General features: G+C 39.0%; 11 protein-coding genes. 5 read left to right on the top strand and 6 right to left on the bottom strand.

All coding sequences use genetic code 11. From position 1 onward, the window contains the following. Positions 1-347: 347 nt before the first annotated feature. Positions 348-1,310, top strand: coding sequence for a biotin--[acetyl-CoA-carboxylase] ligase (locus AC6R0T_RS13020; protein WP_206903190.1), 963 nt, complete (start codon positions 348-350; stop codon positions 1,308-1,310). Positions 1,311-1,453: 143 nt separating this feature from the next. Here the strand turns inward: AC6R0T_RS13020 and menA are convergent, their stop codons facing one another. The 4 genes from menA to AC6R0T_RS13040 all read right to left on the bottom strand — a co-directional run bounded on the left by menA (position 1,454) and on the right by AC6R0T_RS13040 (position 6,818). Continuing rightward, positions 1,454-2,410 carry a 1,4-dihydroxy-2-naphthoate polyprenyltransferase gene (menA, locus tag AC6R0T_RS13025; RefSeq protein ID WP_303754231.1) on the bottom strand — a complete coding sequence of 319 codons (957 nt, stop codon included), beginning with the start codon at positions 2,408-2,410 and terminating at the stop codon, positions 1,454-1,456. Positions 2,411-2,561: 151 nt separating this feature from the next. Further along, entirely contained in the window at positions 2,562-3,644 is a 1,083-nt protein-coding gene (locus tag AC6R0T_RS13030; RefSeq protein WP_303754232.1) for an FAD:protein FMN transferase, read from the bottom strand. Positions 3,645-4,375: 731 nt separating this feature from the next. Beyond that, positions 4,376-5,311 (bottom strand): extracellular electron transfer flavoprotein PplA, encoded by a 936-nt coding sequence (gene pplA, locus AC6R0T_RS13035; protein WP_230711187.1) that lies wholly within the window; start codon positions 5,309-5,311, stop codon positions 4,376-4,378. Between the two features lie 352 nt (positions 5,312-5,663). Then, a complete protein-coding gene (locus tag AC6R0T_RS13040) occupies positions 5,664-6,818 on the bottom strand; it encodes a peptidoglycan-binding protein (RefSeq protein ID WP_206903186.1) in 1,155 nt (384 codons plus the stop codon). A 260-nt stretch (positions 6,819-7,078) separates the two neighbouring features. Between AC6R0T_RS13040 and AC6R0T_RS13045 the strand changes: the two genes are divergently transcribed. The 4 genes from AC6R0T_RS13045 to AC6R0T_RS13060 all read left to right on the top strand — a co-directional run bounded on the left by AC6R0T_RS13045 (position 7,079) and on the right by AC6R0T_RS13060 (position 11,609). Continuing rightward, entirely contained in the window at positions 7,079-9,106 is a 2,028-nt protein-coding gene (locus tag AC6R0T_RS13045) for an NAD(P)/FAD-dependent oxidoreductase (protein WP_206903185.1), read from the top strand. Between the two features lie 450 nt (positions 9,107-9,556). After that, complete coding sequence (locus AC6R0T_RS13050) at positions 9,557-9,976, top strand: NusG domain II-containing protein (RefSeq protein WP_303754233.1); 420 nt, start codon at positions 9,557-9,559, stop codon at positions 9,974-9,976. Between the two features lie 16 nt (positions 9,977-9,992). After that, positions 9,993-10,541: a Gx transporter family protein gene (locus AC6R0T_RS13055; RefSeq protein WP_206903183.1), complete on the top strand. Its 549-nt coding sequence runs from the start codon at positions 9,993-9,995 to the stop codon at positions 10,539-10,541. An 81-nt stretch (positions 10,542-10,622) separates the two neighbouring features. After that, positions 10,623-11,609, top strand: a complete 987-nt coding sequence (locus AC6R0T_RS13060; RefSeq protein WP_303754234.1) for a polyprenyl synthetase family protein — start codon at positions 10,623-10,625, stop codon at positions 11,607-11,609. A gap of 107 nt (positions 11,610-11,716) precedes the next feature. On the opposite strand, the gene AC6R0T_RS13065 is transcribed toward AC6R0T_RS13060, so the two are convergent. Beyond that, a complete protein-coding gene (locus AC6R0T_RS13065; RefSeq protein WP_303754235.1) occupies positions 11,717-12,352 on the bottom strand; it encodes a DUF2812 domain-containing protein in 636 nt (211 codons plus the stop codon). Further along, on the bottom strand, positions 12,352-12,663 hold the full coding sequence (locus tag AC6R0T_RS13070; protein ID WP_303754236.1) for a PadR family transcriptional regulator: 312 nt from the start codon (positions 12,661-12,663) through the stop codon (positions 12,352-12,354). The genes AC6R0T_RS13065 and AC6R0T_RS13070 overlap by 1 nt, the downstream gene beginning before the upstream one ends. Positions 12,664-12,687: the final 24 nt, after the last annotated feature.

A 12,687-nucleotide genomic window follows, 5' to 3' on the forward strand; every position in this document is an offset into this window, starting at 1 on the left:
ACTCGGTTAGTCTTTTGGCATTAAACTGAAGCTGTCTGGCTTTACAGCAAAAAATTGAATCTTTTATTTGGAGTGTTTTGTATGGAGAAAATTAGCGGCCTCATTTTTTGGGTACCGGTGCTACTTTTTCTAATTATTGCTGCCTTTTTTATTAAGTGGGACCGCCACAAAATAATTTTAGCCGTTTTGCTGCTATTATTATTATTTTTCTTCAGCCAAGTGCTGAATCACCGGCATTTTGAGTCCCCAACGATTTTATTAATACGAATTGGCTGTCTTTTTGTTTCTTTTTTAGCATTAATCCTTTATCTTTTATATGACCATAAAAATAGATAGGAGGTTTTTTCTTGACGACAAAAGACCGCGTATTACAACTTTTAAAACAAAATAACGCCACTTTATCCGGAGAAAAAATTGCCCAAGAATTAGCTATTTCCCGTACTGCTGTCTGGAAAGCAATTAAAGAATTGGAAAAAGTCGGTTATACTTTTGAGCATTTAAAAACAGGTTACCGTTATTTACCACAAGATCGCTTGGATGATGTAGCCATTGCCGCTGGTTTACCTGATTTAGCAGTGGCGACAAAAGACATCTCGGAATCGACGATGAAAGATGCCAAACTTGCCCAAGTTAGTGGTATTAAAGCACCCTTTTTAGTCGTAGCCGATATGCAGACAGCGGCGCACGGCCGCTTTAACCGCCCGTTTTTCGCGCAAAAAGGCGAAGGCATTTACATGAGTTTACTACTAACTCCTAACCAATCTTTTGCGGAATTACCCCAGTATACCGTTTTGGCGGCTGTGGCTGTTTGCCAGGCGATTGAAAAATTAACAACCCGCAAACCACAAATTAAATGGGTCAACGATATTTATTTGGAGGGGCGTAAAATTTGCGGCATCCTTTCAGAAGCCCAAAGCGATTTTGAGTCTGGCATTATTTCCCACGTGATTATCGGTATGGGCTTTAACTTTGCCATTCCACAAAAAGATTTTCCAAGTGACCTGCAACAAAAAGCCACTTCCCTTTTTGCCGAAGGGGGTACGCCACCTTTTGAACGTAATCAATTAATCAATGAAATTTGGCGGCACTTTTTTGACCTATTAGCGCAATTACCCAAGCAAGATTTCTTAACTGAGTATCGCAAGCGCTCTTTTGTTTTGGGGCAAAATGTCAGCTTTACGCAGGGCGGAAAAACGTATTCCGGTATTGCTAAAGATATTACCGATGAAGGCCAGCTAGTCGTAGCTACGCCACAACAAACCTTCACCTTAAACTCTGGCGAGATCAGTCTCAGCTCCATTGGCAAATAAGGCAGAAAAGTTCAGTTAAAAAGAGCACTAACTTTTTTTGTGAAAGTAACGCGTATTTATTTTGACATAAAAAACGCCCAGCAAAGCAGACTAGAAATTTCTAGTCTGCTTTGCTGGGCGTTTATTTGGTTGGGTTTTATCTGTTAGCGTAGCAATTGCCAGATTAAAGACAAGCCTAGGCAGATAACATAGGCACTATTAAAGAGCACCATGTTTTTCAAGGAATAAACAAAACTATGGGGTGCAGGCAATTCTTTTTTGTGGGCAATTAAATTTTGGCGGATTTTTGGCAAAGTTAAAAAGACCAAAAGCAGCGGCCAAGAGAAGACTTGCAGTAACACACCGACCAAAATTGCCACGTAACTGGCATACATCAAATACGAAAACAAGTGAATTCCGTGCTCGCGTCCAATGTAATAAACCAAAGTATAGCGATGGTTTTTAATATCTGTTTCCAAATCTCGCAAATTATTTGCCAACATGATATTGGCAATCGTACAAATTAAAGGTATTGCGGCTAAAACTAGCGCTGCAATCAGCCAGAAATTTCCGTCAAAGGAAAACTTACCGCTCGCAAAATCAACGTTTAAATACATCACGTTGCTACTCATGGTATTGATATAAACTACCATAGCAGTAATCCCCAATCCCATTGTTACACCACTGAAAATTTCTCCCAATGGCATCCGGGATAACGGTACTGGGCCATAGGTGTAAAAAACGCCGATAAAACAGCACACCAAACCTAACACGAGCAATAACCAGCCTGTTTGATAGGCTAGAATAAAACCTAAAAGAGCAGCGGTTAAAATCATTCCTACAATCATTTGTCGCACCAATTTAGGCGACACATTTTCCCGCCCAATCACATTTTCGTTAAACTTATAGGTTTGTGAATGGGCTTTTTCAAAGTCCATATAATTGTTAATTGCCGTTGTCGTCATATCAAAAATTAACATGGCAATAAAAAATAATAGCGTATAACCAAAATGAAAGGAATGATAAAACGTAGCTGAAAACAGTGCCCCAACTAAGAAGGGGAAAACACTGGCAATTTTAGTCTTAATCTCCACGATTTCCAAAAATACTTTTAAAGACATACCACAAACTCCTTTTTCCATCTAAAAGGCGGCAATAAACAATTCAAAATAATAAGCCAAATTTAGCCGCAATTTTCCTAATTTTAGAAAACTGGTGCAAAATTTTGGCTTATCACCTGTAACTAAACGCGTTTAGAACCGCCCCACCTTTTTATTTTAATTCACTACGATTTCCCATGGTATAACCAGAGTCTTTCCCAATTTTGAAATTATCTTTAATTCCGTCGGTCACATAAATTTTATCGTCTTTGGTAACAAAAATTGCATCGCTGCCTTTTTCATGTTCTTCAATAAATTTCAACCCTTCTTTAACCCCCCTTGCAAATACAGAAGTTGATAAGGCATCGCCGTCAATGGATTTATTCGTAATAATAGATACTCCGGCAATATCGTTATCATAAGGGTAACCTGTTTTAGAATCAAAAATATGGTGATATTTTTTACCATCCACTTCCAAGAAGCGTTCATAAATACCAGACGTTACAATCGTCCGATTCTTTTCTTTGATACTGCCGACAATGGAGCCGCGGCTCTTATTAGGATCTTGAATACCGACATTCCACGGATCTTTTTGGCCACGGTTGCTATGACCTAAAACATAAACGTTCCCGCCAAGGTCAACAATAGCAGACGTTACACCTTTATCTTGTAAAACTTTTACTACTTCATCTGTAATATAGCCTTTGGCGATCGCACCAAGGTCGATGATCATTCCTTTTTCTTCCAAATAAACCGTTTGATCTTGGTCGTTGAATTTCACTTTATGAAAATCAATTTTTTTCAAAGCGGCATCGATTTCGCTTTGGGCTGGTTTTCTGGCATCGTCAAAGCCGATCCGCCACAATTGCGTGATCGCACCGATGGTCATATTAAAGGCTTCATCTGTTTCTTCACTATATTTGTAGGCTTCTTTTAACAAGTAATACATATCCGAAGTTACTTTCACCGGTTTAATACCCGCTTGTGCATTAATCGCATCAATTTCTGATCCTTTTTGATTAATGGTGATCTTGTCAGCCAATTCTTTTACCCGATCAAAAGCCGGTTTCATCGCGTCTTCTTTCCCTTCGTCGTAAACGCGAATTCTAACGTAGGTTCCCATTAAAAATTTTTCCTGGTAATAAGGTTCTTCTCGTAATTTTGCCGTCTTTTTCTCGCTGTCGCCTTTGCCACAACCAGCTAAAAAGAAAATGCCGATAAAGGCAATAAACAGCAGGCGCCAATATTTTTTCATGTTCCTTCCTCCTTAAAATCAACGTTTACATCATAGCGGTTTTTAACTTGTTTGCAAAGTCACAAGCTTATAAAAAAAGCGGAATATTTCATTTTTTTAAGAAAATGAAATAACAAAATAAAATAAAAATTCCTTTGTGCAAATTAAACCGTTGGAAAAAGCTGTGATCCGTCAAAGTTAATAACTATTTTATCCATTTTTTTCACAATGGTTTTCGTTATATTAGCAAAAAATGAAAACTATCACTTTCTTTTAACCAAAGTGGCATTTCTAACAGCTTTCATTATTTTATAATCAAAAAAAAGTAGAAATATAGTTAAACTTGACCAGTGACCACTTTACTTTCCCTTAGGATTTTTCTACGGCAGAAAAACGCCTAGTTGAAGTCGCAGATTCCTCTTACTTCAGTATTTTTTTAATTCAAAAAAAATTTATTTTCGCTTCCCATACGATTCAACTACGGCAGAGAGCGCCTAGTTGAAGTCGCAGATTCCTCTTACTTCGGTATTTTTTTAATTCAAAAAAAATTTATTTTCGCTTCCCATACGATTCAACTACGGCAGAGAACGCCTAGTTGAAGTCGCAGCTAGCTCTTACTTCAGTATTTTTTTAATTCAAAAAAAATTTATTTTCCCTTCCCATACGATTCAACTATGGCAGAGAACGCCTAGTTGAAATCGCAAAAATCCCGACTGCTAAAAAAAGCAGCCGGGATTTCATCAGGTGATAGATTATTCAGTTACAATGTTGTCAACTTCGATTGGAGTTGTGTCACCTTTTTCAGCGGCATTGATTAATTGTTCAGCGTAGATGATGAATGTATGTGAGCTGTGAGTTGCACCAGTTACAACGTCCATATCAGCAGGTGAACCGTCTTCTTTGCCCATTGCAGCTAAGAAGTTTTTGTTTAAGTCTTCGATATATTCTTTAGGACCAACGCCAGATTTGTCTTTCATATTCTTTTCGTAGTCAGCGTCATCTTTTTTAGATTTGCCGTCTGCGTTTAAGTTATCGTATTTAGATTCAGTAATTTTACCGTCTTTAACTACGATTGAAAAGTCAACGTGGTAGCCGTTTTTGTCATTTTTTTCTTTCAATGCATATGTGCCGTCTTTAAGTTCTGCACCATTGTCAATTTCAATTGTATCTGTTTTACCAGCTTGAGCAGCTTGGATTAATTGTTGCGCATAGTTTTGGAAAGATTCAAATGAATGTGTCGCACCTGTAACAACGTCCATGCTTGATGGATCTTGTGCTGCAACTAATTCTTCGTTGAATTTAGGAATAAATTCTTCTGGTGAGATACCAGCTTTGTCTTTCATTTGTTTGTTGTAGTCAGCATCTTCAGTTTTTGATTTGCCAGCTTCATTGATGTTATCGTATTTAGATTCAGTAATTTTACCGTCTTTTACAGTAATTTCAAAAGTTGCACGGTAGCCGTTTGAATAGTTCTTTTCTTCTAACTTGTAAGTACCGTCTTTCATTTCGCCGCCAGCGATAACTTTAGCTGCTTCTTCTTTTGCTGCTGAAGATGAAGCTGTTGTTTGTTCTGTTTTAGCAGATGAGCTTGCTGCGCTATCATCTTTTTTGTCTGCACTACATGCGCCTAATACTAAAGCAGAAAACGCCAAGACTGTAAAACCCGCTACTAATTTTTTTGATTTCATTTTGTATTTCCCCTCTTCATTTCACTTATTCTTGTCACATACTAAGCATGTGATACATATTACATTGTAATTAATCTTACATAAAAGTCAAACGTTTCCATGATTGTTAACGATTCACAAAGCCTGTTATTGTATCTTCGATTCGCCATTTTTCTTAATTTCGTTTCATTTTGAAAAAAATTTCACATGAAAAACTGCCATTTTTTTCTTTTTCTAAAAACTGGCAAAGCTGTGTTCTGACAACTATTGTTCTTTTTGTGTTTTTATTTGAAAAAGCATTGCCCCGCCTTTTTTTCACAAAAAAACTTCCAGTCGTAAAAGACCGGAAGTTCAAAAATTTTTTTAATAAAAATTATTCTGCAGCTTTTTTAGCAGCGTCGATAATTCCTTGTAAGTAACCAGCTGTATCAGCAAATGTCGCACCGGAAACAACGTCAGAAACTTTACCGTCTTCGCCTTGACCTTTCAAGTCGCTAACAGCTTTTTCTAATTCTGCCACTGTTTTACCTTTTGCAAAGGCATCAACGGCGTGAATATTTTCTTCCCATGTTTGTGTAGCTTTTGCATGGTCTTTCATCATAGCAGAGTATGCTTCATTGTTAGCATATTTAGAACCTAAAACCAAGTTGTCTTTAATGCCTTCGCCAAATGCAGCATTTGAGTTTGGCACGCCACCGAAGTCTGCTGGGTCAACATATTGGAATTCATCAACAAAGGTTGCAGCTACTTTGTCACCGTCTAAAGCAACTGTTACAGTAGCAAATGATTGATCGCCATGAGGAGCAGCTAAAATCATCGCTTCTTTCAAATCAGTGTTGCTTGTTTTTTCGCCAACTGAAACCATACCTGATTTAGCAGCATCTACGATTGATTGCAAGTAACCTTTAGTATCAGCAAACGTTGCCCCAGAAACAACATCGGCAACTTTTGCATCTTTGCCTTGTGCTTCTAAATCTTTAACAGCTTTTTCTACTTCTGCAACTGTTTTACCTTTAACAAAGTTTGTGATTGCTGTCATGCTAGCATCCCAAGTTTGCGTTGCGCCACCATGATCTTTCATCATAGCAGAGTATGCTTTGCTGTTTTCTTCTTTTGCAACTAAAATATTACCTTTCGGGAAGTTTTCTCCCAATTTGCCGTCTGAATTTGGCACGCCAGTCCAGTCGTCACCTTTTTCAACGTATTGGAATTCATCCATCCGGGCGGAAAGAATTTTGTCGCCATCTAATGTTACATTGACAACTGCAAATGATTTGTCTCCGTGAGGGGCTGTGTATAATTGACGCATAACAATTGTACCTGCTCCAGGAACTTCTGCATTTTCTGTTTTACCATCGGCAATTTTAACGTCAGCATTTGCCGCTTTGCTGGATGAAGCTGTTGTTTGTTCTGTTTTAGCAGATGAACTAGCCGCGCTATCATCTTTTTTGTCTGGACTGCAAGCGCCTAATACTAAGGCAGAAAACGTCAAGACTGTAAACCCTGCTACTAATTTTTTGTTTAACATGGTATTTCCCCTTTTCATATTCTTCTCACGTGACAAGCATGTGATGCACATTACATTGTAATTAAAGCGACGTAAAAGTCAACCGTTTACAGCTTTGAGAAAAATTCACAATAATGGTCTATGTTCACAAGCTCATTTTCAGCGAAAAACCTCATTCTAATGAAGTTTTTAGAATAGACAAATGGCGAACAAGTCTGTATAATGGTGTGGATTGTGTAATAATTATCATACTATTTTTATATTTTAAGGAGCGATTTTCAATGACAAAGAAAAACATTGTCGTTGTGGGTGCGGGTTACGCAGGTGTAGCCGCTACTAAATTCATGGCCAAGAAATTGAAGAAAGATGATGTGGAAATCACATTAATCGATCGTCATTCTTATCACACCATGATGACAGAACTACACGAAGTTGCCGGCGGCCGCGTGGAACCAACTGCTATTCAATATGACTTACAACGCTTGTTTGCCCGTAAGAAGAACGTCAAATTAGTAACAGATACTGTAGTTGGTATCGACAAAGATCAAAAAGTTGTCAAAACACAAGCTGGCAGCTATCCATTTGATCACTTAGTAATTGGTATGGGTGGCGAACCAAATGATTTTGGTACCCCTGGTGTCAAAGAACACGGCTTCACACTGTGGTCTTTTGAAGATTCTGTCCGCATTCGCGAACACATTGAACACACCGTTGCCAAAGCAGCAATTGAACCTGATGCTACAAAACGTAAAGCAATGTTGACATTTGTTGTCTGTGGTTCTGGTTTTACCGGAATTGAAATGATCGGTGAATTAGTGGACTGGAAAGACCGCTTAGCTGAAGACTACAAATTAGATAAAAGCGAATTTACATTAAAAGTTGTTGAAGCAATGCCAACAATTTTAAATATGTTAAATCGTAACGATGCCAACAAAGCTGTTCGTTACTTGGAAAAGAAAAATGTTGAACTTGTTTTAAATGCACCAATCGTTGAAGTTGACGCAGATCATATTAAATTAAAAGACGGCTCTACTATTCCAACTCACACTTTAATTTGGACAGCCGGTGTTAAAGCAACCTCTGACGCAGCTGACTTTGGTTTAGAAGCAGCTCGTGGTAACCGTTTAGTTGCCAATGAATATATGGAAGCAAAAGGCTACGAAGATAAAAACATCTATATTATTGGGGATTTGGTTTACTATGAAGAACAACCAAATACACCAACACCGCAAATCGTACAAGCGGCTGAACAAACCGGTCACTGTGCGGCAGCAAACGTAGTATCTGCTATTAAAGGTGACGGTCAAAAACATAAATTCAAGAGTAACTATCAAGGATTCATGGTTTCTGTTGGTGCGAAATGGGGCGTTGCGGAATTATTCGGCAAAATCCATTTAAGTGGTTTCTTAGCAATCATTATGAAACACATCGTCAACTTGAAATACTTCTTTGATATTCGTTCTGGCTATTATATGTTCCAATACATGATGCACGAATTCTTCCACATCAAAGACGACCGCAACGTAACACGAGGTCATTCTTCTCGTTACGGCAATGTTTTGTGGAGTGTCCCATTACGCGTTTTCTACGGTTTAGTTTGGTTTATTGAAGCCTTCAAAAAAATCGTCGGAAACGGCGAAGTATTAAAACCATCTACTTGGTTTGGCGAAGGTTCTTGGTTTACAGGTAACTCTGTCTTCCCTTGGACTTGGGAATATGCTAAAGAAGCTGCCACAACCGCATCTTCTGGTGCTGACGCTGCTTCTGGTGCTTCGGCTACCGCGGCAACGACTGCTTCAAGCGTAGCCGACGCTGTCGGTGGTGCTTCTGCAACTGTTTCTTCTGGTGCAGCCGATGCAGCAACAAATGCAGCTTCATCTGGTGGTGCAGAAGCTGCGGCACATGCAGCCCACTTTGGCTTAAGCTACGGTTACGGCGAACAACCAATGGCTGTTTTAGACAAAGCACCTGACTGGTTCAGCAGCATCATGAAAGTGATGATGCCAAATATGGACGTTGCGATGTTCTTCCAAAAAATGATGGTCTTCGTTGAAATCGGAATTGCACTTTGTTTAATGGCTGGTTTGTTCACTTGGTTAATGAGTGGTACAACAATCATCTTAGTTGCCATGTTCTGTATGTCTGGTATGTTCTACTGGGTTAACATCTGGTTCATCCCGGTTGCCTTTGCCTTAATGAACGGCTCTGGTCGCGCAGTCGGTTTAGACCGTTGGGTAATCCCATGGATTCAGAAAAAACTAGGCGGCTGGTGGTACGGCAAGCCGAAATCTCTTTACAATCAAAAATAAACTTGCTGTTAGGCATGTAAAAAAGACCCGGGCAGTTTTTGTCTGGGTCTTTTCTTAGTTACCAACCAAGTTCCTATGGTAAAATAAAGGACAAAAGAAAAGCGGAAGGTGACGGTTAGCTCTTAAAAAAAATATCAGGAACTTGTATTCTGGTATGCTTTTTACCAGAATCGAGTTTTTGAATTTTTCTTAAAGCGTTGACACCTGAAGCTAGACAAAAGAAAAGCGGATAAAACTCGGTTTACTTCCAAGCATTAAGATAAAATTTTAATAAATTGTTTTTCAAATTTCTTGAAATTTTAGCTTAATGCCGTAGGAAGTTCGTTTTAACTGCTAGATCAAAAAGCGGAAGGTGACCTTTCACGCTTTCGCAAAAAATACACTAACTTTGTATTCAAATGTTTTTTAGCACACGTTTGTAACCCTTTAAGACTTAGAAAGGTGACCTTTTTGAAACTAAAAGAATTTATTAAAGCCAGTAAATTAAAACCCTGGGATTTTATCATCGTTATTATTTTGATTATTGCTTCTTTTATCCCGACCCTTATTTTTGGCTTGCAGCAAACAGATGCTCCTGTTACGACCAAAGTAGCGGTTTTGCGGGTTGACGGCAAAGAGATCAAGACCTTTAAACTTTTTAAAGGACAAATTGAGACGTATCGTTACGAAGATCCTGATGGAGATTATAATTTAATCGAGGTAAAAGACGATCAAATCCGTATCAAAGAAGCAAATTGCGGCGATCAGGTCTGTGTGCGGCGGGGCTGGGCCAAAAAAAATGGCGAGACGATTGTCTGTTTGCCTCATAAACTGGTCATTGAGGTACAAGGCCAAAGTTCAGGAGGTGACGGCGACGATTTAATTTATTAATTAGACGTCCCAAAAAATGAGTCGTACACAAAAAATGATTTATATTGCGCTTTTGGTTGCACAAGGTGTAGTCATTGGCTTAATTGAAAATATGATTCCCTACCCCTTTGCCTTTGCCCCTGGTGCCAAACTGGGCTTAGCAAATTTAATTACCATTATTTCTCTTTTCACCATGCCCAAAAAAGACAGCTTTACTCTAGTTTGGATGCGCCTAATTTTAACTACTTTATTAGGGGGCACACTTTCGACCTTTCTTTATAGTATGAGCGGTGCTATGCTAAGCTATTTTGCGATGGCCTGCTTACGCATTTTGGGACCAAAACGCATAAGCATCATCGGCATTAGTGCCGCCGGCGGCTTCATGCACAATGTTGGGCAGCTTTTAACAGCTTCTTTTATTGCCCAATCTTGGACGGTCATGTTGTACCTGCCGATTCTTTCGTTTTTTGGTATCTTATCTGGAATTGCCATTGGTATTGCTGCAAACTTTTTATTGCAGCGGGTGCAAACATTGCAAAAATTCCAAATTGCCTATGAACATCAAACAAAACAAAGTTGGCGCTAATACGCTGATCTTTTGTGTCAATTGTTGGAAATAAAAGGGAAAAGAACCCTCTGCACCTTTTAAAACCTAAAGGAGAATTTTATGAAGTTACATCCACTGTGGCAGGACTATCCTGTCTTACAACCTGAATTGCGTCAAACTTTGACGCTGATGGAAGATTCTATCAAGTTAAAAAACAAACCTGTTGCAACAGCAATTTTAAGCATGATTCACTCCGGCGGCAAGCTATTGCGCCCTGCTTATCAATTACTTTTTTCACAATTTGGGCCCGAACAAGACCGCAAGAAAGCTGTCTCTTTGGCTGCTTCAATTGAAATGTTGCACACAGCAACGTTAGTCCACGATGACATTGTCGATGAAGCTGATTTGCGCCGCGGACTTCAAACTATCCGCTCTGAATTTGGCAATGCTGTGGCTGTTTATGCTGGTGATTTTCTCTTTGTCTGCTGTTTTAAATTAATGGCCGACTACGCTGGTTCCATGCGCAGCTTGCAAATCAACTCCCGTAGTATGGAAAAAATTTTAAACGGAGAACTCGGACAAATGGACACCCGTTATGCGACCGATGTATCCATTGCCGAATATTTGGAAAATATTTCTGGAAAAACGGCGGAACTATTTTCCCTAAGTTGTTTTGTTGGGGCTTTAGAAAGTGGTACTGGGGAGCGTTTTGCCAAACAATGTGGTGATATCGGTCAAAATATCGGCATGGCTTTTCAAATCATCGATGACATCTTAGATTATTCTAAAAATGCCACCGAGATCGGAAAACCGGTCCTAGAAGACGTGCGCCAAGGCGTATACTCCCTTCCTTTATTATTAGCCTTACAAAAAGCACCACAAAAATTACTACCGCTTTTAGAAAAAAAAGCTGAAATTACCGATACAGAAGTTGAACAGCTTTATCAATATGTCCATGAATATGGCGGCGTAACAAAAGCAAAAGCCTACGCAAAAGATTACACCGATAAAGCGCTAAAAGGGATTCACAAGTTGCCCGAAAATGACTTAAACACCAAAGAGACACTTTTACGTTTAACCCAGACGATATTGGAACGGAACAATTAGACGGCATTTTTTACCAAAAAACGACGCTAAAAATTCAAGGACTATCTCTAATGAAAAGAGACCGTCCTTGAACTTTAACGTCGTTTTTTTGGACCTGTAATGTTTCACTAATACACCAATTTCTTATACCGCTGCATGCGCCAATAAGAATTAAGGAAGACCGCAAGAATGAACAAGAAAATAATCGGCACTACCAAATGATTCAAAATCCGCATCAAAGCAAAAGGTAATTCAAAGAAAAAAGCGCGCCAAAACTCACTTCCCGTTTTCTGCCAGAGACCTGGTGTTAGAAATTCTTTTTGTGGGTGCCACAACACAGAAAGGTCAGTGCTGCTCATAAATAGCGCCACATAAATTGGGACTAGAAAAGACAAAGAGCCAAAGACACCCTTGCGAATTCGTTTTTCCCGTTCAATCAGAGAGGAAATATCTGAAAATAATTGTAAATTTTGGCTGCGATCACTGATAAAATACTGGGTACCACTGTCGTAACGACCATAAATATGCTCCCAGCCAGCATCGGTCATAAATTGCAGATAATCGGTAAAGTCCTCTTTGTTTGTAAACTTACGATAATCAAATTGAATTACTTTGTCGGTATCCTTGACTTTTTTAAAGTGATAAAAAATCCCGCTGCCGGTGATGTCAAATAGCTGAAATCCTTGTGCTAACTTGCGGTTAAGCCAGACTTCTTCTTTTTCTAGCGAAAAAAACACCCGAAATTTTGTAATTGTGCGATTCATTATTTTTCCCCCATTTCTTCAAAAAGCTGTGTACAGTGCCTCATCCGATTCACTTCATCTGTCAAAATATTGCGCCCATATTCTGTGATGTGGTAAATTTTTCTGCGCTCTTGTACTGGCGATACTTGGATAATCATCTCGGCCTTCAACAAATTTTCGATTGCGCCATACATCGTACCTGCTGCAATCCGAACGTTGCCCATACTTAATTCTTCAATTTTTTTAATCGCCAAATAACCATAAGTCGGTTCGGAAAATACCAGCAGCAGATAAAAAATCGTTTCCGTTAATGGTAATTGATCTGTTTTCATAAAAGTGCTCCCTGTTTTTTATAT

Source organism: Enterococcus sp. S86.2, assembly GCF_059834485.2.